Raw genomic sequence first — 24160 nt, forward strand, 5'->3', positions numbered from 1 at the left:
TGCCACCTCAGAATAGATCGCTGCGCGACTTCAATAGTTCTTCAACGTCCTTATCCACTTTGATATGAATTTCATGCTCAATTTTGACATTCATATTGATGGTGATCGGCTCCTTCGATGCCGCGATTTCGATCCGTGGCGTACAGCCCGCCAGCAGCATCGTGACCAGCACCGCCGTTAGCAATTTCATCATTGTTGTTCCTTACACTTTTTACCGTCCGTACAGCGCTGCACGGGAAGCACGGCGTTTTGCTCAAACCATGCCTGCACATTGTCGCCAAAACGTAAACTGCGCCACAGGTCGAAAATATTCTCCTGATGAGAATAGTTTAAATGCACCGTATTACTCTGCTCCCCGACGCGACTGGTTCCGCTGATGGTCGCCTTCAGCGTCAGCACGCCCAGATTATCGAGATTGATGCTCGTCCACGAGCGGGAGATCTCCATATAGCGCAGCCAGTTAATCGCCGCGCCCGCGGAAACATTGTCATTGACCAGCGCATCCGCCATATCCTTATCAAGACGCAGCGTCATCGGCCCCGGATTATTTAACCAGCCGTCCTTAACGATCCACTGGTCATTATCCAGCCATAGCGGCAGCGCGCCGTTAAAGGCCCCGGACATGGCGAACTGTTTGATATTTACCGCGCTCACCAGCTCGCTGCTGGAGATATTCTGCAGGCGCAGGAGCGCCGGATCGTGTTGCGGCATCCGCAGCTGCTGCATCGTCACTTTGCCGCCGAGAATATCGACGCTGACGTTGCTGAGCTGCAGCGGGTCGCTTTCACTCCACGGATAAGCCCCCTGCAGGTCTGCCGTCAAATTGCTCGCCGTCACCTGGTTGACAATTTCGCCGATACGCAACGTCACCGGCCGCCGGATCCCCAGTTGCCAGGCCCCCTGGCTAAAGCGGAACGGCAGCACAAAATCGACGCCATTGATCTGATTATCCGGCATCCAGGCGCTGCCGCCTTTTAAGACGCCATGCCCGCCGGCTTCAAATCCCTGGTCTGCCGCCGCCGAGAAGGCGACCTGCGCATACAGCATCCCTGCGCGCAGGTTCATTTTCCAGTCCGGCGGTACCAGCGGTTGAAAAACCGTTAGCGACTGTTTCGGCCACCAGGCCTGGCCACGCAGCCGCTCACCGTCCCAGCGCCCGGTCACCCGCACGGGGCCGATCTTGTTGGCGTGCAGCGAACCGTTGAACAGGAACCAGGTCGGATCGCGTCCGTCGATGTTGAATTTTAACGTCGAGGGCGGGAGTTCGCTGCCGCTGCTAAACGTGGTTTTCCCCGCGTCGAGCGACAGCGCGCCGCTAAGCCTGGGGTGTTGTTCACTTCGCAGCCAGTGGATCGGCTGGTCCAGGGTCAAGCGCGGCGTGCTCACCAGCATAGTGCCGTATTGCAGCTTATCGAAGCCGGTCGACAGGCTGTTGAGTACAATCGCACTGTCAATCCATGCCCCCGCGCCTTTTACGTCCCAACGCGCCTGCATCGGCGTAAAATGCCCCTCGCCCCAGTAGCGCCACTGCCAGCGCCCGCTATCGGGCATAAAATTATCGGCCTGGCCATCAAGATGCAGCGTGAAATCGCCCATTTCCTGCTCGTGGGCGCGCAAAATGGCCTGCAGGCGGCCGTCCACGCCCTGCCGGGTCACCTTTACCCCAGCCAGCGGCAGGCGAATTTCATCAATGTTTAATGAATCAATAACCCGCCCGCGGGAACGCAGCAGCGCGCCGGGATGGAACGCCAGTTCAGGTGCGGCCAGCGGGCCGTGCAGATTCGCCGGCAGCGCGGCATAAACGATCAGGTCGCCGAGTTTGGCCTCGCCGGTCAAGCGCAGCGGCATGTCGCTGTCGTCGATACTCAGTTTACCGGGACCGATGGTCAGAACCGCGTTCCCTTTACCGGCGTCCCCCTGGGTGAGCACGTTCAGACGGCCGCTGACCTGCATCTGTTCGGTACCCTGTTGCCAGTTGCCGACCGACAGCGCCACCCGGCCGTTCAGCGGATAGCCGGCATATTCGGTATGCCAGCGCCCATCGCTGATAGTCATGCGCTCCGGGGTGATTTCCCACGGCAAATCGAGCATCGGCTCAACCTCGCCGCGCGGGGTCACGACCAGCTGTCCGCGGTTCTTCTCCCACTCCAGTTCGGCATCTACCAGCCCTGCCGTTTGCGGGAATTCAAAGGTGGTGACCAGGTGGCCATCAACCGGTAAACCGTCCGGCACCAGCGGCATATGAAACTCGCCGGCGAGCTTAACCGGCGCCTGGCCGTCCACCAGCCGGGCCGAAAAGTCGCTGACCGTCAGCGCCTGTCCGCGCAGGCGCGCCTGCAACGTGATTTCTTTACCGCTATAACCGATATCCTGCTGCTGCGGGGTCAACGACATCACCAGCCGCCCCTGCCACTTTTCCCACGGCGAGAGGCGCAGGCTTTCAATGGTCAGCCAGCTATAGGGCAGCATGGATTGCCATTCCGCCAGGGTACGCGGCGCGCCGGCCGCCGGTTCGCTTTCCGGGAGCTTGCTCAGACAGGCGCTGTTGATATCGAGTTCGTCAACGTGCAGCCGCCAGCGGCTGGGGTGCGAAAGCTGAGCGTCGGTGATGCGCGCCAGCTCGCAATCGCCGACCAGATAGCGAAGATCGGGAATGCGTAACCCGGAGCGCGTCAGGCGCGGGCTGTCAGTAAACGCGATACGGGTGCCCGCGGGCAGCCAGATGCCTGCCAGCGTGGGTACCCAATGGGTTAGCGTCGACAGCAAAGCCAGCGGTAGCAGAATAAGTGCTAACAGTAGCGCGATGGCGGCTTTATATTTACCCTTCATGGGCAGTAATATCCTGATTCAACAAAAGTAAAAGCCGAAAGTAGCGCTTATTGTGGCACGTTCGACCAGTGAGTTAAAGTTTCCATCCAGCCTAAGAATAGTTGCTGCGCCGCCATCGCTACGGTGAAATTTTGTCCATGACCTATTTAGCCGTCATTTAACCGCCCGCTGCCACACTCGCGGTATACGATTAAAGAAGCCGGCGGATCCCGTGGAATTGATTGTTTCGTTCATTGAATACGCACAGCGCTATTATGCATTGCTCTTGCTGCTGGTCTTTTTGCTGACGTTCAGCAAATCCTGCGCGCTGATTTCGCTGCTGGTGCCGGGCACATCCGGGCTGTTGCTGTTCGGTCCGCTGGCGGCCAGCAGCCTGACGCATTTTTTATTAATGTGGCTAAGCGCCAGTCTTGGGGCAATCGGCGGATTCTGGCTCTCCTGGTGGCTGGGACGCCGCCATCAGCATCGCCTGCTGCGCCTGCGCTGGCTGCGCGATGAACGGCTGGCGCGCAGCCAGATATTTCTCCGGCGTCACGGCGCATGGGCGGTGTTTTTCGGCCGCTTTCTTTCCCCGCTTCGCGCTACCCTTCCCCTGGCAAGCGGCGCCAGCGGCACGCCATTCTGGCGCTTTCAACTGGCTAATATCAGCTCGGGTTTACTCTGGCCGCTGATACTGCTGGCGCCCGGCGCGTTCAGCGTGAATTTTTGGTAAAACACATTGTGTTTTAAAGAGATACCTCTACTCAGCGATATGCTCTAGAATTATCATTATAACCAGCAAGATAAACTATTTTTTAATATTTGTGTGATTATTTTAAATATGCTACCGTGGCGGTATAATCACTGGAGAAAAGTCTTATGAAAATCGCGGTGTATAGTACGAAGCAGTACGATAAAAAGTACCTTCAGCATGTTAATGATACATATGGCTTTGAACTCGAATTTTTCGACTTTCTGCTGACCGAAAGAACGGCGAAAACGGCCAACGGCTGCGAAGCGGTATGCATTTTCGTTAATGACGACGGCAGCCGCCCGGTTCTGGAAGAGCTGAAAGCGTATGGGGTGAAGTACATCGCCCTGCGCTGCGCCGGGTTTAATAACGTCGACCTTGATGCGGCGAAAGAGCTGGGCCTGCGGGTGGTTCGCGTCCCGGCCTATTCACCGGAAGCGGTGGCTGAACATGCCATCGGCATGATGATGTCGCTGAACCGCCGTATTCACCGCGCCTATCAGCGTACCCGTGATGCCAACTTCTCCCTCGAAGGACTCACCGGCTTTACCATGCACGGTAAAACCGCCGGGGTAATCGGTACCGGCAAAATCGGCGTTGCCGCGCTGCGTATTCTGAAGGGCTTTGGTATGCGCCTGCTGGCGTTCGACCCCTACCCGAGCGCCGCGGCGCTGGATCTCGGCGTCGAGTATGTCGATCTGCCGACCCTGTACGCGCAATCCGACGTCATCACGCTGCACTGCCCGCTGACCGAAGACAACTACCATCTGCTGAACCATGCGGCGTTTGACCAGATGAAAGACGGGGTGATGGTGATCAACACCAGCCGCGGCGCGCTGATTGATTCGCAGGCGGCTATCGATGCCCTGAAACATCAGAAAATTGGCGCCCTGGGAATGGACGTGTATGAGAACGAACGCGATCTGTTCTTTGAAGATAAGTCCAACGACGTCATTCAGGACGACGTCTTCCGCCGCCTCTCGGCATGCCACAACGTGCTGTTCACCGGGCACCAGGCCTTCCTGACCGCCGAAGCGCTGATCGGTATTTCGCAAACCACCCTGGACAACCTGCGCCAGGTCGATAACGGCGAAACCTGCCCGAACGCGCTGGTCTGATCGTCCTTGCCCTTTTGTGCCCTCCCTCCGCGGGGGGCACTTTCAGATAAGCCCCACAGAAATCGCCTGCCGTAAAGTTACACTCTGCTTAACTTATCAATGCGATCGCTATTCTGGAGGAATAATGAACAAGTATGCTGCACTGCTGGCGGCAGGAGTGCTGTTATCTGGCTGCGTCTACAACAGCAAGGTCTCCACCGGCGCAGAGCAACTTCAGCACCATCGTTTTGTTCTGACCAGCGTTGACGGTCAGGGGCTGAAGCCAGGGGAAAAACCGCTGGAACTGAGTTTTGGCGAAGATATGTATGTTTCAGGCAATATGTGTAACCGCTTTAGCGGCAAAGGCAAAATCAGCGACGGCGAGCTGAAGGTGAAAACGCTGGCCATGACCCGCATGCTGTGCGCGGATCCCGGGCTGAATGCGCTGGATAGCACCCTGAGCAAAATGCTGCGCGATGGCGCACAGGTTGATCTGACGGAAAGTCAGCTGACGCTGGCCACCGCCGACCGGACGCTGGTCTATAAGCTCGCCGAGCTTATGAATTAGTAGTTTCCGCAGCTACCGCCCGCCAGGGCTTGCTCGCTGCAGCGCTTACCGTTAGGCAAGGCGCACATCCCGATCGCTGACCCATCAAGCTGGCGTGCCACGGAGAGCGAGCCGCCAACCATCGCGCAATTCGCCTGCCCGGAGCTGCTCATCGCGGCACGCATGCCCGGCGACACGTGTGCCGCGGTTGCCTGTTGTACTGGTTCGCTACTACAGGCCGACAATAATAACGCGGCACACCCCATTAAAAACGCAGCTCGCATCGTCTCTCCCCCTCAGAAACATCTTAAAATAAACAAACCCAAGAATAATAGGCAGCGTAGCGCCGGACGTCGAGAGGCGAAATACGTATTTATGCGCCTCATTAACATTTTCTAGCAAATTTCCCGGCCGATCGTTGATTTTGTCAGGAAAAGAGAAGGGTGAACAGGTGGTCAATCTTTACCCGCGACGGGCGCCGTGGCTGACAGGCCGGGCCAGCGGGTAAGCGTATCGCGATGATTCTACCTTTCAGCCGGCGGTTAAGAGTGATCCGCCCAATACCGGGTTCTATTTTGGCGGCAAGGCGCGGGAAAAGTTCGTGGAGAGTGACCGGATGCCTTACCCCTTGCCATTCGCAGGGTTGTTTACATCTCAGATGATAATGATTATCATTTAAACATCAACAGGGAGGCATGCCGCAACCTTTACCCGTTATTGCATAATTTGCTGCCAACAAACTTCCCAGTGACTGGGCTTTTTCGGCGAGGATGCCATGTACAGTCTGAGAAAACAACTCAGCCGATATTCGGCCCGATACACGTTGCTCATCGAGTCGCAGCAGCTCCCTTTTGCGTGGGAAATATTTCGTAATACCCTGATAATACAGCAATGTGCAGCAATTGAAATCAGCCTTGCCGGTCGAGGCTGGAAACTGCACGTCGGTCATGATGAAATAACCGGTTTTCCCATGTACATCGCCAGAAGCAAGTATGGTCGTCTGATTATCATCAGGTACTCTGACTATCAGAAAGAGATGGCGAAGATTAGATAGAGTGGTCCGCCATCGGGGTCTCGAACCCCGGCCCCTACTTCCTGTCACAAAGCAATGCTCTTGCCTGGTTGAGCTAATGGCGGAACAGAACAGGATGATACCGTCCATATGGACCCGGGTTCAACCATGCATTCTGTGCATCTAACACGATAAAACCCTGCCATCTGCATAATGCACTTTCTCACACCCTCTGCGGGTGAGCGGCACGGGGCGTTTCGCTCGCCCCCATGGCCCCCGCATTGCCAGCCCGTGGCCACTCTGTAGCTCTATCGTTGCTGTCAGCAACGCCCATGTAAGCATGGAACATCGGCACAGACAGCAGGGGGTTGGGACGGCTAAAAATCGCTGCGGCGCAGGCGGCTGACCGGGTTGCCAGGGGCGGGCGAAACATCGCGAGAACTGAACCAGAATCAGCAAGATATCAGTCCTCCTCCTTCGCTCCCTTCTCCCCCTTCAGGGAGAATTCATGGATCAATTTGTGCACTCGAAAGCCTCATAACTTCAAGGGTATAGAGAATGCCCTTATACTAACTACTATAATTACAGGATCCGCGGCTGTCTGGCGGTCCCTTCTTTTTGCGCAATGTTAGGGTGTCTTCTTATGATTACTATCGACGGTAATGGCGCGGCGGCTTCAGTCGCGTTTCGCACCAGTGAGGTTATCGCCATCTACCCGATTACGCCCAGTTCGACGATGGCGGAACAGGCGGATGCCTGGGCCGGTAACGGGCTAAAAAACGTGTGGGGCGATGTGCCGCGCGTGGTGGAAATGCAGTCGGAGGCCGGGGCCATTGGCGCCGTACACGGCGCGCTGCAAACGGGGGCGCTCTCCACCTCATTCACCTCATCGCAGGGTTTGCTGCTGATGATCCCCACGCTGTACAAACTGGCCGGCCAGCTGATGCCGTTTGTCCTGCACGTCGCCGCGCGTACCGTCGCCACCCACGCGCTATCCATCTTCGGCGACCATTCCGACGTCATGGCCGTACGTCAGACCGGCTGCGCGATGCTGTGCGCCAGCAGCGTACAGGAAGCCCAGGACTTTGCGCTGATTTCCCATATCGCCACCCTTAAAAGCCGGGTGCCGTTTATTCATTTCTTCGATGGGTTCCGTACCTCGCACGAAATCAATAAAATCGCCCCGCTGGCGGACGACACCATTCGTAGTCTGCTGCCGCAGGAAGAGATTGACGCGCACCGTCTGCGTGCGCTGAACCCGGAACATCCGGTCATTCGCGGGACCTCGGCCAACCCGGATACCTATTTCCAGTCTCGGGAAGCGACCAACCCGTGGTATGACGCGGTGTACGACCATGTCGAAACGGCAATGAACGACTTCGCCGCCGCCACCGGACGCCAGTACAAACCGTTCGAGTTCTACGGCCACCCGCAGGCGGAACGCGTGATTGTGATCATGGGCTCGGCAATCGGCACTTGTGAAGAGGTCGTGGACGAACTGCTCAGCCGCGGTGAAAAAGTCGGCGTCCTGAAAGTGCGCCTGTATCGCCCCTTCTCCGCCGCCCATCTGCTGGAAGTCCTACCGGAAAGCGCCCGCGCGGTTGCCGTGCTGGATCGCACCAAAGAACCCGGCGCGCAGGCGGAACCGCTGTATCTCGATATCATGACCGCGCTGGCGGAAGCCTTTAACCGTGGCGAGCGGGAAACCTTACCGCGCACCATCGGCGGGCGCTACGGCCTGTCGTCGAAAGAGTTCGGCCCGGAGTGCGTGCTGGCTATCTTCAATGAATTACGCGAAGCCCGGCCCAAACCGCGCTTCACCGTCGGGATCTACGATGATGTGACCAACCTGTCCCTGCCGCTGGGAGAAAATACTCTGCCGGCGGAGGCCAAGCTGGAGGCCCTGTTCTACGGTCTCGGCAGCGACGGTAGCGTCTCGGCGACCAAAAATAACATCAAAATTATCGGCAACTCCACGCCGTGGTTCTCGCAGGGCTATTTCGTCTATGACTCGAAAAAAGCCGGTGGCCTGACCGTTTCGCATTTGCGGGTGAGTGAAAAACCGATTCGTTCTTCTTATTTAATTTCGCAGGCTGATTTCGTTGGCTGCCACCAGCTACAGTTTATTGACAAATATCAGATGGTTGAACGGTTGAAGCCCGGCGGAATCTTCCTGCTCAATACGCCGTACAGCGCCGATGAGGTCTGGTCGCGTCTGCCGCAGGAAGTCCAGGCCACCCTGAATCAGAAAAAGGCGCGCTTTTATATTGTTAACGCCGCGAAGATCGCCCGCGAATGCAGCCTTGGCGCCCGTATCAACACCGTCATGCAGATGGCGTTTTTCCATTTGACGCAGATTCTCCCGGGCGACAGCGCGCTGGCCGAACTGCAGGGGGCGATTGCCAAAAGCTACAGCATCAAAGGCCAGGATTTGGTTGAGCGTAACTGGCAGGCGCTGGCGCTGGCGCGTGAATCGTTAGCTGAAGTGCCGTTACAGCAGGTGGACGCCGCCAGTCCGAATCGCCCGCCGGTGGTATCCGACGCCGCGCCGGACTTTGTCAAAACCGTCACCGCCGCGATGCTGGCCGGGCTTGGCGATGCGCTGCCGGTCTCCGCCCTGCCGCCGGACGGCACCTGGCCGATGGGCACCACCCGTTGGGAGAAACGCAATATCGCCGAAGAGATCCCCATCTGGAAGGAAGAGCTTTGCACCCAGTGTAACCACTGCGTGGCCGCCTGCCCGCACTCGGCGATTCGCGCCAGGGTGGTTTCGCCGGAGGACATGGCAGAGGCCCCGGCCAGCCTGCACTCCCTGGATGTCAAATCCCGCGACATGCGCGGACAGAAATATGTGCTGCAGGTCGCGCCGGAAGATTGCACCGGCTGTAACCTGTGCGTGGAGGTGTGCCCGGCCAAAGATCGCCAGAACCCGGAAATCAAGGCCATCAACATGATGTCGCGACTGGAACATGTGGAAGAAGAGAAAGTGAATTATGACTTCTTCCTCAAGCTGCCGGAAATTGACCGCAGCAAGCTGGAACGCATCGATATTCGTACCTCGCAGCTGATCAGCCCGTTGTTTGAATATTCCGGCGCCTGCTCCGGCTGCGGCGAAACGCCGTATATTAAACTGCTGACCCAGCTGTACGGCGACCGGATGCTGATCGCCAACGCCACCGGCTGCTCGTCCATTTATGGCGGCAACCTGCCATCAACGCCGTATACCACCGACGTCAACGGTCGTGGCCCGGCGTGGGCGAACTCGTTGTTCGAGGACAACGCCGAATTCGGCCTCGGCTTCCGTCTGTCGGTCGATCAGCATCGCCAGCGGGTAATGCGACTGCTGGCGCAGTTTGCCGATAAGATCCCGGCGGAGCTGAACGACGCGCTGCAGGCCGAAGCGACGCCCGAGGTTCGCCGGGAACAGGTGGCGGCGTTGCGTCAGGCGCTGGCCGGCGTCGCCGACGCGCAGGAGCTGCTCACCGATGCCGACGCGCTGGTGGAAAAATCTATCTGGCTTATCGGCGGCGATGGTTGGGCCTATGACATTGGCTTTGGCGGGCTGGATCACGTCCTCAGCCTGAGCGAAAACGTCAACATTCTGGTGCTCGATACCCAGTGTTACTCCAATACCGGCGGCCAGGCATCGAAAGCCACGCCGCTCGGCGCGGTCACCAAGTTTGGCGAACACGGTAAACGTAAGGCGCGGAAAGATCTCGGCGTCAGCATGATGATGTACGGCCATGTCTACGTGGCGCAGATCTCGCTGGGCGCACAGCTGAATCAGACGGTGAAAGCGATTCAGGAGGCGGAAGCCTACCCCGGCCCGTCGTTGATTATCGCCTACAGCCCCTGCGAAGAGCACGGTTACGATCTCGCGCTGAGTCACGATCAGATGCGTCAGCTGACCGCGACCGGCTTCTGGCCGCTGTATCGCTTCGACCCGCGCCGTGCGGATGAGGGCAAACTTCCGCTGGCGCTGGATTCTCGCCCGCCGTCCGACGCGCTGGCCGAAACGCTGCTTAACGAGCAACGCTTCCGTCGGCTCAATGCGCAGCAGCCGGAGGTAGCGGAGCAGCTGTGGAAAGATGCGGCAGCGGATTTGCAAAAACGCTACGACTTCCTGGCGCAGATGGCCGGAAAAGCGGAGAAGCCGGTGACCGAAAGTTAAGCCGCGGCGTACAGAACCCCAGCAATAAAAAAAGCCCGAATACTGATTCGGGCTTGTCATTTCTACCGCTAAAAATACACCTGCTGCACAATGCGGCGGCAATAATAAATTCTGGCGACAATAAAGGCATATAACACGCGGATAATACGCCCGTACATGACCTGTGTATAATTTTTATTATATATATTTTCATACCATATATTCACAGTAATTATCACCATCAGCGCAGCGTTATTTACCCTGCCGCAATTCATCACCGGATCATCGATTATTTACCCAGTCTTAATTTTCGCTTTGAGCATAAGCCTACGCGCCGCCAGGAGAGCAAAATAAAAAATAGCAGTCAGTCCCCCCGCGGACATGCCAGCGCGAATGGCGCGGCGGCGGGCCCGGCCGACGGCGCTAAAGCCGACATCCGCAACCGGATTAGGCAGTATGCCGCTAATACTATATTTCTACTGACGACATATTCTCCCCCCCCCCCCTAGATCGCCGCAAAAATTAAAATGGCGGCTTTCATAAAAAACAGAAAATTAACGCCACGGCGCCATCGCCGTCCTGTTTACTCCTGCATACGCGCGTTCCGATCCGCACCACAACAATAAGCGCAGGTGAAACAGATCGGCGCTGGCGCCGCCTGTCGCCTCCGGTGAAATATCTCCGCCTGGGTTGATGGCAGAATAAACCAGCGCAAAGATGGCGTTCGTGATGACAACATCCCCGTTCCGGGCCGGCCCTGTGCGGGCTGACGCCCAGGCCGCTGGCCGCGCATTACGCCAGCAACTTCAATCAAATCAAAACAATATAGCTACAGTATTAAAAGAGTGGCCCAATGGATGATATATTGCCTGTAAAGCCTGTCGTAAAAGGACGCCTGTCATGCATCATCATCCTGTTAACTCATCCCGAATTGCTTCCGTCGCTTATGACGAAGCCTCTGGCATCCTCGAAATTCGTTTTCGCGACAATACCACGCTGCAATATGACAAGGTGCCCGAACGCATCTTCCGCAATTTCCTGCAGGTGGTGTCTAAAGGCCGTTTTTATGATGGCGTCATTAAGGGGAAATTTAGCGAACGCCGGTGCAGCTAAAGCCAAAATGTGACCCGGATAGGGTACATAATCCACCAGGATGGCGTACACTTTAAGTGGTTACTTAAACAGAGGTTTTATGGCCAGAATAATTCTTGTACCCATTGATATCTCAGATAAAGAATTAACTCAACGCGTCATATGCCACGTTGAAGCCGAGGCGCGCATTGATGATGCCGAGGTGCACTTTCTGACCGTGATTCCATCCCTTCCCTATTACGCCTCGTTGGGGATGGCTTACACTACCGAACTGCCGCCAATGGATGAGTTTAAAGCGGAATCTGCAACCCGTCTGAAAGAGATCGTGGCCCAGTTTGCCATTCCTGAAGACCGGGTCCATTTCCATGTCAAGGAAGGCTCGCCGAAAGACAATATTCTGGAACTGGCGAAAACGCTTCCGGCAGATCTGGTGATCATCGCCTCTCACCGTCCGGATATTACGACCTACCTGCTCGGCTCAAACGCCGCGGCGGTTGTCCGTCACGCCGACTGCTCGGTGCTGGTGGTGCGTTAACCTCTTCAGCCCGCCGTCACGGCGGGCTTTTTATCTTACTCATCGTCAGGCTAAACCGCCTGAAATGTGCTGACATCCCCATCGCGAATCCGTACCATACACGCCACAGACTTCTACTCATCAATGTAAGACGTCATTAATTGCGATCGCCCGCAGAGCTGTGAGCAGAATGCGTGCGCCACACTATGAATTGAGCTATCATTAAATGCTGCAAAATCAAGAAATTAGCAAAAAAGAAAAGTACAGCCTCGATAAATTGCAAAAACGCCTGCGTCGTAACGTCGGCGAAGCAATTGCCGACTTCAACATGATTGAAGAAGGCGACCGGATTATGGTTTGCCTTTCCGGCGGTAAAGACAGCTACACCATGCTGGAAATCCTGCGCAATCTGCAGAAAAGCGCGCCGATTTCGTTCTCACTGGTGGCGGTTAACCTCGACCAGAAACAGCCGGGTTTTCCTGAGCACATTCTGCCGGAATATCTACAGCAGCTCGGCGTCGAGTATAAAATTGTCGAAGAAAATACCTACGGTATTGTGAAAGAGAAGATCCCAGAAGGCAAAACCACCTGCTCACTCTGCTCACGTCTGCGCCGCGGCATCCTCTATCGCACCGCGAGCGAGTTAGGGGCAACCAAAATTGCTCTCGGCCACCACCGTGACGACATTTTACAAACGCTGTTCCTGAACATGTTCTACGGCGGAAAAATGAAAGGCATGCCGCCGAAACTGATGAGCGATGACGGCAAGCATATCGTGATTCGTCCGCTGGCCTACTGCCGTGAAAAAGACATCGAGCGCTTTTCGCAGGCCAAAGATTTCCCGATCATTCCATGCAACCTCTGCGGTTCACAGCCTAACCTGCAACGCCAGGTGATTGCCGACATGCTGCGCGACTGGGATAAACGTTACCCCGGCCGCATCGAAACCATGTTCAGCGCCATGCAGAACGTGGTGCCATCCCATCTTAGCGACGTTAATCTGTTCGACTTTAAAGGCATTAACCACCACTCTGAAGTGGTTGACGGTGGCGATCTGGCATTTGACCGTGAAGAGATCCCGCTACAGCCTGCGGGCTGGCAGCCGGAAGATGAGAGCACACCGCTGGATGAACTGCGCCTGAACGTGGTGGAAGTGAAGTAAACCCCCGGCGTCCCGGAGCGCGCTCCGGGACGCCTTTTAAGGCTCTATTGCAGCAGGCGGACGCGGCAATTTTTGCCTTTGATTTTACCGTTCTGTAACTGCTTATAGGCTTTCTGCGCTACGCCCTGACGTATAGCGACATAGACGTGGGCCGGATGGACGTTAATCTTGCCGATATCCGCGCCGTCAAAACCCATATCGCCGGTCAGGGCGCCAAGCACATCGCCGGCGCGCATTTTGGCCTTCTTCCCGCCATCGATGCACAGCGTCGCCATTTCCGCGTGAAGCGGCGTGATGGCGCCGTTTGCCGGCGCCGCCATCCAGTTCAGCTTCAGCTGCAGCATTTCCGCAAGAATATTGGCGCGCTGCGCCTCTTCCGGCGCGCACAGGCTAATAGCCAGACCGCTCTCCCCGGCGCGGGCGGTACGTCCGATGCGATGCACGTGAACTTCCGGATCCCACGCCAGCTCATAGTTAACCACCAGCTCCAGCGATTTAATATCCAGACCGCGCGCGGCAACGTCGGTTGCCACCAGAACGCGCGAGCTGCCGTTGGCAAAACGCACCAGCGTCTGATCGCGATCGCGTTGTTCAAGATCGCCATGCAGCGACAGCGCGCTCTGCCCTGAAGCGTTCAGCGAATCGCACACCGCCTGGCAATCTTTTTTGGTGTTACAGAACACCACGCAGGAGGCCGGCTGATGCTGGCTGAGCAATTTTTGCAGCAGCGGGATCTTCCCGCGCTGAGAGGTTTCGAAGAACTGCTGCTCAATCGCCGGCAGCGCATCTACGGCATCGATTTCAATCGTCTGCGGGTCATTCTGCACCCGCCCGCTGATTGCGGCGATGGCTTCCGGCCAGGTGGCGGAAAACAGCAGCGTCTGACGACTGGACGGGGCAAAGCGGATCACCTCATCAATGGCATCGCTGAAGCCCATATCCAGCATCCGGTCGGCCTCGTCCATCACCAGCGTCTGCAGGGCATCTAACGACACGGTGCCTTTCTGCAGGTGATCGAGTAAACGGCCCGGCGTGGCGACAATAATATGCGGCGCATGCTGCAGCGAATCACGTTGAGCGCCGAATGGCTGCCCGCCGCACAGCGTCAGAATTTTTGTGTTCGGCAAAAAACGCGCCAGGCGACGCAGTTCGCCAGCAACCTGATCCGCCAGCTCACGGGTCGGGCACAGTACCAGGGATTGCGTCTGGAACAGGGTCGCATCAATCTGCTGAAGCAACCCCAGGCCAAACGCCGCCGTTTTACCGCTGCCGGTTTTTGCCTGCACGCGCACATCCTTACCGGCCAGAATGGCGGGCAAGGCGGCTGCCTGGACAGGGGTCATCGTGAGATAACCCAGCTCATTCAGGTTAGCGAGCTGGGCGGCGGGCAAAACGTTCAGGGTTGAAAAAGCGGTCACAATTTTTTCTCGAATTAAAGGGCGCACGGTTGGCAGGCGCGTATCCTCGCAGATCTGCGCCTCTGATGCGACAATTTAATCGGTTCATCATCCGCCGGCGGGTCCGGCAACGGGTGTGGGCGCGGACGCGGATCGGGCACCGGCGTCGGTTCGTTAGGTTCAGGTGAGATGGGTATTGACGTTAAGGGCTGATATCGCATGTTGACTCTCCCGGTTATGAGCGGGTGCATCTGTTAAGCGTAGAAGCTGGCGAGCAGAGAGCAAAAAAAAGCCGACTTAATCAAGTCGGCGTCGTACGAATCAATTGTGCTATGCAGTAATTCAAAAAAAGGAAGTAAGACAATATGGAGCGCAACGCCCATCGCTTGACGTTGCATTCACCTGCGAGAGAGATATTGCCCCGAACGGGGAGAGGGTTTATTGATTTCGCTCAAACATTGCCGGATTTTCCCCATCCGAACGCCGATAAAAGGCGATTATTTACAGCCATTTACTACGATGTAACCACCATGCAACACCACCAATGAGAACAACTAACATTATGCAAAAGATGGAAAAACCTAAATGCCACGCATTGCCGGGAATGCCGCCAAGGTTGACGCCAAACAGGCCGGTTAAAAAGGTGCTGGGCAGAAAAACCATCGCCATCAGGGACATAGTATAGGTTCGCCGCGATAGCCCCTCCTGCATAATCTGCGCGATTTCATCGCTCATGATCGCCGTGCGGGAAATACAGCTATCAATCTCATCGAGGCCGCGCCCCAGCCGGTCGGCAATATCCTGCATGCGCCGACGATGATCGTCATTCATCCACGGCAGGCGTTCACTGGACAGGCGCGAGTACACATCGCGCTGCGGGGACATATAGCGACGCATCACAATCAGCTGTTTACGCAGCAGCGCCAGGAAACCGCGCGGCGGCACCTGCTGATCGAGCAAATTGTCTTCGAGGTCGATAATCCGGTCGTGTAGCTGCTCGATAAATTCGCTGGCGTGATCGGTCAGCGCATCGCAGATATCCACCAGCCAGCCGCCGCAGTCCGTCGGCCCGGTGCCTTCCCGCAGATCGCCGAGGACATCGTCCAGCGCCAGCACCCGCCGCTGCCGGGTGGAGACAATTAAACGCGCATCCATATACAGGCGCATGGCCACCAGCTGATCCGGGCGTTCATCGGTACTGCCGTTGATACAGCGCAACGTAATTAACGTCCCGTCGCCGATGCGCGTCACCCGCGGCCGGGTACTCTCCCCCGCTAAGGCATCGCGCACGCTATTGGGCAACAGCGGCGTCGATGCCAGCCATTCGGCGCTATCGGCATGGGTGTAGTTCAGATGCAACCAGCAAGGGTGATCCTTATCGATAGTGTCGCTGTCGGTCAGCGGCTTCACGCCGCCCTGCCCGTCGAATTGCCATGCAAAAACGGCATCCGCTACGTTCAATTCCGCTCCCTTAATGGCGTCCACCCAACCTCCGTCAATGAATGCTAATTTTCGTAGTCTAGCCTGCCACATCGGTTAATCAAGAGTTAAAGCAAGCAGGGTGCTGAATTCGCTGATGAAAAGCGGCGGCAGAAAAAAGAACCCGCCCGCCGGGCAGGATGAGATCGGCGCGGAGTATGCGCTAGCCGCCTCCGGCGATGGTGATTACAGCGATCGCCGGAGGCGTTTTACCTCAGCCCTGCCAGCGCGACGCGCGAATAATGTGACAGAAGTTGAGCGGCGTAAATGCCGGATCCTTGTCGCGCAAGACGTCGGCTTTGACATTGCCGAAGGTAGTGGCCGGTTTATGTTTGATGCCGTCATAGAAGGCCTGGATTATCGCCTCCTTAAACTGCGGCGGGCGCGGATGCTGCCCGACGACGGCGGTACGCTCCTCCTCGCTAAAGGCGTCGTAGCCCATTCCCAGCACGTCCATCTCCACGCCGGCGGTCACCAGCGCAATTTCCGCCGCCATAAACTGCGGAATGCCCGGCGTAGTATGCAGGGCAATGGCCGTCCATACCTTATCGATATCGTTTTGATTCACGCCATAACCCTGCATAAATTCGCGGGCGGCGTTGGCCCCATCCACCTCGAAGCGCCGATCGCAGCTGCAGTGTTCGTGGGTCAAGCCGATATCATGAAACATACAGCCGACGTACAATAATTCATGGTCAACCTTAATCGCCTGCTGCCGGGCGGCAAGCGCGGCCCAGTAGTAAACCCGGCTGGAATGGTGGAAAAGCAGATCCGATTCGCTATCGCGAATAAACGCCGTGGTATCGCGCGCCATCTGGCTGTCCGGAATGGTGATGCCCTGTACGGTAAAAGTCATCTGATGTCTCCTCAGGTGGGTGTAAGCGCTATTGTGGTAGAGACAACCTCTGTCTTAAATGGTATTAAACAGACGATATCGGACATTACGTCAAAGCGGGACCTGGAGAGAATAAATGCAGCACCACATTGTGATTCTGGCGGTTCCCGGCGTACAGCTGCTGGATGTCGCCGGGCCGCTGGATGCCTTCGCCGAAGCCAACCGTCTGCTGTGCCGCCCGGTTTATCGCCCGCAGATCCTCGCGCTGTACGGTGAGACCGTGCGCGCCTCCTCGGGCGTGACCCTGGCCGCCGACGCCCGGCTGGGAGAGAGCCCGCCCCCCGACAATATGACCTTCCTGATCGCCGGCGCCCCCGACATCGGGCAGCAGCGGCTAACCGTACGGCAAATCGCCTCCGTCACCCAGCTCTGTGGCGCCAGCTGGCGTTACGGCTCGGTCTGCACCGGCGCCCTGCTGCTGGCACAAACCGGGCTGCTGGAAAAGCGTCGGGTCACCACCCACTGGTCCGTTGCCGACGCTCTTGCCGCGGCGAATCCCGGCATCCAGGTCGATGCCGATGCGCTGTACGTCGCGGATGGCCCGGTGCGCACGGCGGCGGGCGTCACCTCCGGGATGGATCTGGCGCTGCGCTTTATCGAAGAGGATCTGGGGCGGGAGGTAGCCCTTGATGTGGCGGCTAATCTGGTGATGTTTTTCCGCCGCCCCGTGGGCCAGGGGCATTACATCCGCAAGCGCCAGGCGTCGCTCAACGGTAGAAGCGCACTGCAGGATCTCCAGCGCTGGACGCTCACTCATCTGGAACAGGTCGGCGGAATCAAAACGATGGCGGAGCATATCAACCTTAGCACCCGCCATCTTAACCGGCTGTTTCATCAGGAGATGGGCATGAGTACCGGCGAATGGCTGGAAGGGGTAAGAATGGCGCGGGCGCGGGAACTGCTGAGCGCTCAGGTGCCGCTTAAGACGGTGGCTTTCCGCTGCGGTTATCGCAGCAGCGACGTCCTGCGCCGGGCCTTTATTAAAGTCACCGGCTTAACGCCGACGGTGTATCGCAAAATCTATGGCACCGGGCAATAGATAGCACTATTTCGTCGGTTCCCCCGCGATACGCCAGGGGAACCGTACGCATCAGAAGGTGTAACTCATGCTCACCGAGACGTTGCGCGGTTCGCCGTACACCGCCGAATCATCAAGGTAGGAGTAATATTCGCGGTCAAACAGGTTGGTGACGTTTGCCTGCACCGCCAGCTGCTTCGTCACCTGATATTGCGCAAACAGGTCCACCAGCGGGTAGCTGCCCTGGTACAGACGTTGCGTGTCGCCATCCGGCCCGCTGATGTCCTGATACACCCGGTTTTGCCAGGTTGCGCCGCCGCCGACGGTCAGCTCTGGTAATACCGGTAGTCGGTAGCGTGTGAAGAGCTTCAACTGCGTCTGCGGCGCAAAGCTGTTGTACCGCCCGCCGCTGTCGGTGGCGACATAGCGGGTGGCGCTAAAGGTCAGCTGCATATTGTCGGTCACCGCGCCATTGACTTCAAACTCCGCCCCCTTACTGACCGCCCCTTTCGTGGCGCGATAGGCCTGCTCACTGGAGCCATTGACAAACTCGCCGCTGACGGCTTCCGCCGCATTCTCCTGCTCAATACGGAAGATAGCGAGGTTGCTTGTCAGGCGGCCTTCCATCCAGTCCGCTTTCAGCCCGGTCTCATAGTTTTTCCCGGTCACCGGCGCCAGCCAGCCGCCGCCCGCCGAGCGTTTGGTTTGCGGCGAGAAGATGGAGGTGTAGCTGGCATAGCCTGACAAACTCTCGGTGATGTCATAGACCAGCCCGCCATACGGCGTGATGTTGTATTTGCGCATCTCGCCGCTGCTGCCGCTGGTACTGTACTGCGTGTAGCGCGCGCCAATAATCAGCGACAGCGGGTCGGCCAGCGACAAGCGCGCAGCGGTATAGGCGGATTTCTGCCGCACAATATCATCCGCGTTCAGATACCAGTCGCCCCATTCCGGTTCCGCGACGCGCCCGTTCCAGCGGTTGTCAAAGATCCCCAGCTGGTCGCTATCCATCGGGCCATCCTGACTGTGGCTCGCGTTATGCTGGCGGCTATAGCTGGCGCCGGCCATCAGCTGGTGCTGCCGCCCAAGCAGGTCAAACGGCCCGCTGGCATACGCATCATACGAGTCGAGGGTCCGTTCCCCCCGATCTTTACTCCCCCAGCCGGTGGCCCCTTCTCCGCTATTCGCATCCGGATTACCCATGATATACAGCAGCGTATCGTTCAGGGTCTGCTCGCCGTGCGTGCCGTTCAGGCGCAACGACCAGCCGTTGTCCCACTCATGGGTCAGATTTGCGAATATTTTGCGCGACTCAATCGCATAATGCGTCCAGTCGGCGGAGGTGCTGGTGCTGCGCTGGTAATGGGTCCGCGAGCCGTCGCTATACAGACTCGGCAGCCCGCCCCATGTCGGATTGCCGGTAGTGGACTTTTGATAGTCCCAGCCGAGGGAAACCGTTGTCCGATCGCTGAGATCGGCATCGACCACGCCATACAAAAACTTCCTGATTTTGTGGTATCGGTCGAGCCAGCTATCCTGGTCCTGATAGCCGGCGATCGCCCGTCCGCGTACGCTGCCGTCGCCGTTCAGCGGCCCCGAGATATCGCCCACATAGCGCTGTTTGTTCCAGCTCCCGTAGCTGGCGCTGATATTCCCGGTTAAGGTTTTGCTGTCCGCTTTTTTACGCACCATATTCACCGTCGCACCGGGGTCGCCTGCGCCGGTCATCAAACCGGTCGCGCCGCGCACCACTTCGATACGATCGTATATCGCCGTGTCTTCCGCCGCGTCGCCGTAGTTCCAGGCGTCGCCCATCGAGGTGGGAATATCGTCGTAGGAGAAACTGGTGATTTCGAATCCGCGGGAAAAGTACTGCGAACGTTCGCTATCAATCTGCTGTGCGGAAACACCGGTCGCGTTGGCCAGGACCCGATCGACGGTCTGGAGATCCTGATCCTTCATCCGCTGCCCGGTCACCACACTGACCGACTGCGGAATATCCCGCGGGGCCAGCAGCATTTTGGTTCCCGCGCGGGTGGTTTTGACCGCGTAATCCTGCGCTTCATCGGCACGCTTTCCCGCGTCGCCATAGACCACCATCTCTTGCCGGGAATCGGTATCCTTACTCTCCTCGGCCGCCCGCGCAGGCTGGGCCAGGATGTGAACCGCCAGCGCCAGTAGCGAAACGGTAAACGGTATTTTTACGCTCGTTGCGGCTAGCTGCCCGCACCTTCCCCTGCCATTGAGAAACATATCTTTTCCATCAGGAATAATAATTGTGGGTGTCGCCGCTTCGCCCGCAGCGCAGATGAAATAACGCTCTGTTCCATGAGCCTTCGCGTCGCAAAAACGGGAAATGGCAGCCAATGAGAATGTTAATGATAATTATTTGCCTTATTGTGCGCAGTCTGTTTTGTAAGTTATATGTAAGTAAATGTATATATTCAGTAAATCAATACGTTGAGCGCACATCCCGCTAACAGACGGCCGGGAGGAGAGTGAAAAGCCCACCCCAGACGCCAATTTATGCCGGTGGAATCGGCGGAATCCCCTCTCGCGCCACCTCAGACCGGCGCACCACGTTTGCGCAATCCGGACAAATGATTATTATTCTCATTCTTGTTTTGCCTTTTCCCGGGCAGCGCTGACCTGCCGGGAAGCATTTATCCAATGATGGAGTCGAGAATGAAAGTGTTGCTCACCCCGCGTAAAACGGCGCTTGTTGCTGCGTTTGCCGCGGCATTGGCCCTGACGGGTTTCCAGGCTTCGGCGGCGCCCCCCCCGGCCGCGCAGGCCGCCACTGCGCAGAACACCGCCTCCGTGACGCAACGCGTCCTTGGTGATGGCTTATATGAAATGGCCTATCTACCCGCGGAAGGCGCGCTGTATGTCGCCAGCGCCCAGGGATTCAAAGCGGTCAACGGCGGAATGATCTACCGGCTGGATCCCGCCACCCTGGCGACTAAAGCGGAAACGCACACGGATTTAAAAAACTTCGGTATGGCCGTGGATGATGATGGGAAGGTGTTTTACACCACCAACTCGCTGGACGGCGGCGTTTCGAAAGTCGATGCGCACAGCGGCAAAGTCCTGCAGCGGGTGCTGTTTACAGGAACCGACAAAGATGGCGACCCTATTGGCGCGCGTGAGGTCCTGTTCCACAATAATCAGCTGTTTATCGGCCGTGTCGCCGACCCTGGTTTTATTACCGTGGTCGATGCGAAGACGATGACGCTGAAAACCCACATCGAGAACGCCGGGAAATGGGTCACCGGGCTGATCTACTCTCCTCTAACCCAGCGGATCTATGCGGCTAACGGTAGCGGCGAAATCCTGGTGATTAATCCGACGACCTACCGCATCGAACAACGCTGGACGCCGGGTGATGGCCAGTCATATCTGTTCCTTAACCTGGCGGAAGATCCGGCCACCGGGCGGCTGTTTGTCACCGATGATTCCCAGGCCAAAACGACGTTAGTCTTTGATGAACGTAGCGGTAAAGTGATCAAACGGCTTGCCGGCGATGCGCTGGGGATTAAATTCAACGCTAAACGCAATGAAATTTACATCAGCCAGCGTGAATCGAGGAAGGTACTGCAACTGGACGCCGGCAGCTATGCCGTCAAGCACAGCTGGTCGTTCGCCAGCCATCCGAACAGCCTGCAGTTGTCCCCTGACGGTGAGACGCTTTTTGTCACCCTCAAGCAGGATTTTAACGAAGACAACTCCACCAAAGGCCCGGATAGCGTGGCCCGCATCACGCTGAACTAATCTCTTCTCTGCGCGCGGAGAGGGAAACCTCTCCCACTCTGGTCATTTTTCCAGCGTGACCTTCAGCTACCGTTCCCTCTTCCGTTGTGCCCGATACTGCCGGCAGCAGGGATTCCTTTTGCCGCAATTTGCTGTATTATGCGATTTATTGCAGCATTTTGCGGAGTTACATTCGATGCATAAAACCGCGAGGCAGAAGTACCTGCTCGATCTCATCAGCGAAAATGGCCAGGTCAGTATCAGCGAGCTGGTGGAAAAGCTGCAGGTTTCCGCCGATACCATTCGTCGGGATCTGACCGATCTGGAAAAACAGGGCCTGGCGCAGAAGAACCACGGCGGCGCGATCGCCCTTAACCTTTCCGCCATGAATCGCCAGAGCAGAAACGTTCTGCTGCCGCAGACCAAACAGCGCTTAGGCCAGCTGGTGGCCGGCAAAATTCCCGGCGGGTCGACGCTGTTTTTAGACGCCGGCAGCACCGTGCTGGCCGTCGCCAGGCAGATAACAGGACCGATGACGGTCATCACCCCCTCTCTGGACATCGCGCAGCACTTCAGCGCCCGGGCGGATATCCAGCTGATTGTGCTGGGGGGGACATGGGATATGCAGCAGCGTCTGTTTGCCGGTAGCGCCACGCTGGCCCTGCTGACACGCTATCGCGCCGATATCGCCATCCTCGGCGCCTGCGCCATTCATGCACAACTCGGTTTAAGCGCCAGCCAGGAGGCCGATGCCGAAACCAAGCGCGCCATGCTGGCGGCCAGCACCGAACGCTGGCTGGTCGCCGATCATATGAAATTAAACCATTGCGAGCCGCATCTGGTGGCCGGGTTAGCCGAAATCGATCGGCTGTTTTTAGACCGCCCCTGGGAAGAGCTCGGGGAAAATAGTGCACTGCAGGTCAATATTGTTGACGCTCAATAACGTGGAGAGGGTAATGAACAAAGTAATCGCGGGTGATGGTAAGAACATCAATATTGCGCTGATCGGTTATGGTTTCGTTGGCAAAACATTCCATGCGCCGCTCATCCGCTCGGTTGAAGGACTGAAGCTGGCGGTGGTCGCCTCCGGCGACGAAGAGAAGGTGAAGCGTGATATTGCGGATGTCACGGTTATCGCTTCGCCAGAAGCGGCGATTCAGCATCCGGATATCGATCTGGTGGTGATCGCCTCCCCGAACGCCACCCATGCGCCGTTAGCCAAACTGGCCCTGAACGCCGGGAAACACGTGGTGGTCGATAAGCCGTTTACGCTGGATATGCAGGAAGCCCGCGAGCTGATTGCGCTGGCGGAAGAGAAACAGCTGCTGCTCTCCGTATTCCACAATCGCCGCTGGGACAGCGATTTCCTCGGGATTAAACAGGCTATTGACCAGGGGCTTATCGGTAATGTTAAGCACTTTGAGTCGCATTTTGATCGTTTCCGCCCGGAGGTTCGCGTCCGCTGGAGAGAACAAAATGTCCCGGGCAGCGGATTATGGTTTGATTTAGGGCCGCACCTGATTGACCAGGCGCTACAGCTGTTCGGCCTGCCGCAATCGGTGCAGGGCAATATTGCTACCCTGCGCCAGGGCGCGGAAATCAATGACTGGGCGCACGTGGTCTTAAACTACCCGCAGCATAAGGTGATTCTGCATTGCAGTATGCTGGTGGCCGGCGGCGTATCGCGCTTTACGGTCCACGGGGACAAAGGCAGCGTGGTGAAACAGAAAGCCGACCAGCAGGAAAGTCAGCTGCTGGCGGGGGTGCTCCCCGGTAGCGATAGCTGGGGTCATGACGACGATAGCCTCGTGGTGTTTGATGCCGGCTCACAGCCGCGGGCAATCCCCGCCCCGCCGGGCGACCAGCGGCAGTACTATATTAACGTGCGCGATGCGTTAACCGGCAAAATTGATAACCCGGTATCACCATTACAAGCGCTGGCCGTGATGGCGGTATTAGAAGCGGCGGTACAGTCTGCGCAATCCGGCACCCGGCAAACCTTAGCGTTAACCGCGGATGAGCTGGCGGCATTGCAATAATTCTCCCCGGCGCATGATCTGCGGTTTTCCGCAGGTCATGCGCCGCCGGCCGGCATGCAATAGCCCGCGGCAGAGTGTCGTTTTCAGGTAAATGCCTATCCATGTTCTTAGCGGGCGGCCTCTCACCTAAGCCGGCGCTGCATTTTCTGGTCGTGGTGACTTCGCTGGCATGGTAGGGAAAAGCGCGACAATTTAATATTATTACCTGAAATACAATAGGTCAGAACCATATTATTTCCCTCACTCCCCGGCGAGAACATTCTCTTTTTCGGCATACGCCTGCTTCCCTTTCCTTGACGATAATTGAACCATTATGGAAATTGTGCCCGGCGACAATCCCGGCGAAAGCAATATCGTCATTACGCGCAAGCAGGCGAAAATGTGGCGCCTGGGGCTGTCGCTGAGCAAGAAGTGGACTTAAATTCATTCGGCTTTGATGGCGTTTACGC

At 57.2% G+C, this 24160-nt stretch carries 19 protein-coding genes, 1 tRNA gene and 1 pseudogene; 11 read left to right on the forward strand and 10 right to left on the reverse strand.

Features of this window, described 5'->3' with window-relative positions:
- Positions 1-7: 7 nt before the first annotated feature.
- Together ACI2JR_RS01140 and ACI2JR_RS01145 are read right to left on the reverse strand one after the other, a co-directional pair.
- Positions 8-193, reverse strand: a complete 186-nt coding sequence (locus tag ACI2JR_RS01140; protein ID WP_132731288.1) for a YnbE family lipoprotein — start codon at positions 191-193, stop codon at positions 8-10.
- Positions 190-2829: a YdbH family protein gene (locus tag ACI2JR_RS01145; protein WP_462477631.1), complete on the reverse strand. Its 2640-nt coding sequence runs from the start codon at positions 2827-2829 to the stop codon at positions 190-192. The genes ACI2JR_RS01140 and ACI2JR_RS01145 overlap by 4 nt, the downstream gene beginning before the upstream one ends.
- A 211-nt stretch (positions 2830-3040) precedes the next feature.
- Here ACI2JR_RS01145 and ACI2JR_RS01150 point away from each other — a divergent pair, with 211 nt between their 5' ends.
- The 3 genes from ACI2JR_RS01150 (at position 3041) to hslJ (ending at position 5224) form a co-directional block, all read left to right on the forward strand.
- On the forward strand, positions 3041-3541 hold the full coding sequence (locus ACI2JR_RS01150) for a DedA family protein (RefSeq protein ID WP_462477632.1): 501 nt from the start codon (positions 3041-3043) through the stop codon (positions 3539-3541).
- A 146-nt stretch (positions 3542-3687) separates the two neighbouring features.
- Positions 3688-4677 carry a 2-hydroxyacid dehydrogenase gene (locus ACI2JR_RS01155; protein WP_132731285.1) on the forward strand — a complete coding sequence of 330 codons (990 nt, stop codon included), beginning with the start codon at positions 3688-3690 and terminating at the stop codon, positions 4675-4677.
- A 124-nt stretch (positions 4678-4801) separates the two neighbouring features.
- Positions 4802-5224, forward strand: a complete 423-nt coding sequence (hslJ, locus tag ACI2JR_RS01160; protein WP_462477633.1) for a heat shock protein HslJ — start codon at positions 4802-4804, stop codon at positions 5222-5224.
- Here the strand turns inward: hslJ and ACI2JR_RS01165 are convergent.
- The 3 genes from ACI2JR_RS01165 to ACI2JR_RS01175 all read right to left on the reverse strand — a co-directional run bounded on the left by ACI2JR_RS01165 (position 5221) and on the right by ACI2JR_RS01175 (position 6340).
- Positions 5221-5487, reverse strand: a complete 267-nt coding sequence (locus tag ACI2JR_RS01165; RefSeq protein ID WP_132731283.1) for a putative hemolysin — start codon at positions 5485-5487, stop codon at positions 5221-5223. The genes hslJ and ACI2JR_RS01165 overlap by 4 nt on opposite strands.
- A 398-nt stretch (positions 5488-5885) precedes the next feature.
- Complete coding sequence (locus ACI2JR_RS01170) at positions 5886-6152, reverse strand: hypothetical protein (RefSeq protein ID WP_132731282.1); 267 nt, start codon at positions 6150-6152, stop codon at positions 5886-5888.
- Positions 6153-6259: 107 nt separating this feature from the next.
- A tRNA-His gene (locus ACI2JR_RS01175) sits at positions 6260-6340 on the reverse strand.
- 518 nt (positions 6341-6858) lie between these two features.
- Between ACI2JR_RS01175 and nifJ the strand changes: the two genes are divergently transcribed.
- From nifJ to ttcA, 4 genes are all read left to right on the forward strand, one after another.
- Entirely contained in the window at positions 6859-10386 is a 3528-nt protein-coding gene (gene nifJ / locus ACI2JR_RS01180) for a pyruvate:ferredoxin (flavodoxin) oxidoreductase (RefSeq protein WP_462477634.1), read from the forward strand.
- 879 nt (positions 10387-11265) lie between these two features.
- Positions 11266-11478: a KTSC domain-containing protein gene (locus tag ACI2JR_RS01185; protein ID WP_132731280.1), complete on the forward strand. Its 213-nt coding sequence runs from the start codon at positions 11266-11268 to the stop codon at positions 11476-11478.
- Positions 11479-11557: 79 nt separating this feature from the next.
- Complete coding sequence (gene uspF, locus ACI2JR_RS01190) at positions 11558-11992, forward strand: universal stress protein UspF (RefSeq protein WP_132731279.1); 435 nt, start codon at positions 11558-11560, stop codon at positions 11990-11992.
- A 205-nt stretch (positions 11993-12197) separates the two neighbouring features.
- A complete protein-coding gene (gene ttcA, locus ACI2JR_RS01195; RefSeq protein ID WP_462477635.1) occupies positions 12198-13133 on the forward strand; it encodes a tRNA 2-thiocytidine(32) synthetase TtcA in 936 nt (311 codons plus the stop codon).
- Positions 13134-13177: 44 nt separating this feature from the next.
- Here the strand turns inward: ttcA and dbpA are convergent, their stop codons facing one another.
- From dbpA to ACI2JR_RS01215, 4 genes and pseudogenes are all read right to left on the reverse strand, one after another.
- Positions 13178-14551, reverse strand: coding sequence for an ATP-dependent RNA helicase DbpA (gene dbpA / locus ACI2JR_RS01200; RefSeq protein ID WP_462477636.1), 1374 nt, complete (start codon positions 14549-14551; stop codon positions 13178-13180).
- Between the two features lie 14 nt (positions 14552-14565).
- A pseudogene (locus ACI2JR_RS01205) lies at positions 14566-14709 on the reverse strand (hypothetical protein); the annotation flags it as partial.
- Positions 14710-15031: 322 nt separating this feature from the next.
- The gene (gene zntB / locus ACI2JR_RS01210; RefSeq protein ID WP_462477637.1) at positions 15032-16015 is read right to left on the reverse strand and encodes a zinc transporter ZntB; all 984 of its coding nucleotides are present in this window, start codon (positions 16013-16015) and stop codon (positions 15032-15034) included.
- A 208-nt stretch (positions 16016-16223) separates the two neighbouring features.
- Positions 16224-16865, reverse strand: coding sequence for an HD domain-containing protein (locus ACI2JR_RS01215; protein ID WP_462477638.1), 642 nt, complete (start codon positions 16863-16865; stop codon positions 16224-16226).
- Between the two features lie 115 nt (positions 16866-16980).
- Here ACI2JR_RS01215 and ACI2JR_RS01220 point away from each other — a divergent pair, with 115 nt between their 5' ends.
- The gene (locus tag ACI2JR_RS01220; protein ID WP_462477639.1) at positions 16981-17943 is read left to right on the forward strand and encodes a GlxA family transcriptional regulator; all 963 of its coding nucleotides are present in this window, start codon (positions 16981-16983) and stop codon (positions 17941-17943) included.
- A 51-nt stretch (positions 17944-17994) separates the two neighbouring features.
- Here the strand turns inward: ACI2JR_RS01220 and fhuE are convergent, their stop codons facing one another.
- Positions 17995-20175, reverse strand: a complete 2181-nt coding sequence (gene fhuE, locus ACI2JR_RS01225) for a ferric-rhodotorulic acid/ferric-coprogen receptor FhuE (protein WP_462477640.1) — start codon at positions 20173-20175, stop codon at positions 17995-17997.
- 432 nt (positions 20176-20607) lie between these two features.
- Here fhuE and ACI2JR_RS01230 point away from each other — a divergent pair, with 432 nt between their 5' ends.
- The 3 genes from ACI2JR_RS01230 to ACI2JR_RS01240 all read left to right on the forward strand — a co-directional run bounded on the left by ACI2JR_RS01230 (position 20608) and on the right by ACI2JR_RS01240 (position 23711).
- Positions 20608-21693 (forward strand): SMP-30/gluconolactonase/LRE family protein, encoded by a 1086-nt coding sequence (locus tag ACI2JR_RS01230; RefSeq protein WP_462477641.1) that lies wholly within the window; start codon positions 20608-20610, stop codon positions 21691-21693.
- Between the two features lie 175 nt (positions 21694-21868).
- On the forward strand, positions 21869-22615 hold the full coding sequence (locus ACI2JR_RS01235) for a DeoR/GlpR family DNA-binding transcription regulator (protein ID WP_462477642.1): 747 nt from the start codon (positions 21869-21871) through the stop codon (positions 22613-22615).
- Positions 22616-22628: 13 nt separating this feature from the next.
- Entirely contained in the window at positions 22629-23711 is a 1083-nt protein-coding gene (locus tag ACI2JR_RS01240; protein ID WP_462477643.1) for an oxidoreductase, read from the forward strand.
- The last annotated feature ends 449 nt before the right edge of the window (positions 23712-24160 follow it).

This window comes from Klebsiella sp. NPDC088457, from assembly GCF_044900465.1.
Classification (GTDB): Bacteria; Pseudomonadota; Gammaproteobacteria; order Enterobacterales; family Enterobacteriaceae; genus Klebsiella.

Bases quoted from the DNA above. Each gene is read 5' to 3' on its own strand.
- nifJ (WP_462477634.1), top strand. From the start codon at position 6,859: ATGATTACTATCGACGGTAATGGCGCGGCGGCTTCAGTCGCGTTTCGC.
- ACI2JR_RS01215 (WP_462477638.1), bottom strand. From the start codon at position 16,865: ATGACTTTTACCGTACAGGGCATCACCATTCCGGACAGCCAGATGGCG.
- ACI2JR_RS01140 (WP_132731288.1), bottom strand. From the start codon at position 193: ATGATGAAATTGCTAACGGCGGTGCTGGTCACGATGCTGCTGGCGGGC.
- ttcA (WP_462477635.1), top strand. From the start codon at position 12,198: ATGCTGCAAAATCAAGAAATTAGCAAAAAAGAAAAGTACAGCCTCGAT.
- ACI2JR_RS01170 (WP_132731282.1), bottom strand. From the start codon at position 6,152: ATGACCGACGTGCAGTTTCCAGCCTCGACCGGCAAGGCTGATTTCAAT.
- ACI2JR_RS01235 (WP_462477642.1), top strand. From the start codon at position 21,869: ATGCATAAAACCGCGAGGCAGAAGTACCTGCTCGATCTCATCAGCGAA.
- ACI2JR_RS01165 (WP_132731283.1), bottom strand. From the start codon at position 5,487: ATGCGAGCTGCGTTTTTAATGGGGTGTGCCGCGTTATTATTGTCGGCC.
- ACI2JR_RS01240 (WP_462477643.1), top strand. From the start codon at position 22,629: ATGAACAAAGTAATCGCGGGTGATGGTAAGAACATCAATATTGCGCTG.
- fhuE (WP_462477640.1), bottom strand. From the start codon at position 20,175: ATGTTTCTCAATGGCAGGGGAAGGTGCGGGCAGCTAGCCGCAACGAGC.
- ACI2JR_RS01155 (WP_132731285.1), top strand. From the start codon at position 3,688: ATGAAAATCGCGGTGTATAGTACGAAGCAGTACGATAAAAAGTACCTT.
- ACI2JR_RS01220 (WP_462477639.1), top strand. From the start codon at position 16,981: ATGCAGCACCACATTGTGATTCTGGCGGTTCCCGGCGTACAGCTGCTG.
- ACI2JR_RS01230 (WP_462477641.1), top strand. From the start codon at position 20,608: ATGAAAGTGTTGCTCACCCCGCGTAAAACGGCGCTTGTTGCTGCGTTT.
- ACI2JR_RS01185 (WP_132731280.1), top strand. From the start codon at position 11,266: ATGCATCATCATCCTGTTAACTCATCCCGAATTGCTTCCGTCGCTTAT.
- ACI2JR_RS01145 (WP_462477631.1), bottom strand. From the start codon at position 2,829: ATGAAGGGTAAATATAAAGCCGCCATCGCGCTACTGTTAGCACTTATT.
- uspF (WP_132731279.1), top strand. From the start codon at position 11,558: ATGGCCAGAATAATTCTTGTACCCATTGATATCTCAGATAAAGAATTA.
- hslJ (WP_462477633.1), top strand. From the start codon at position 4,802: ATGAACAAGTATGCTGCACTGCTGGCGGCAGGAGTGCTGTTATCTGGC.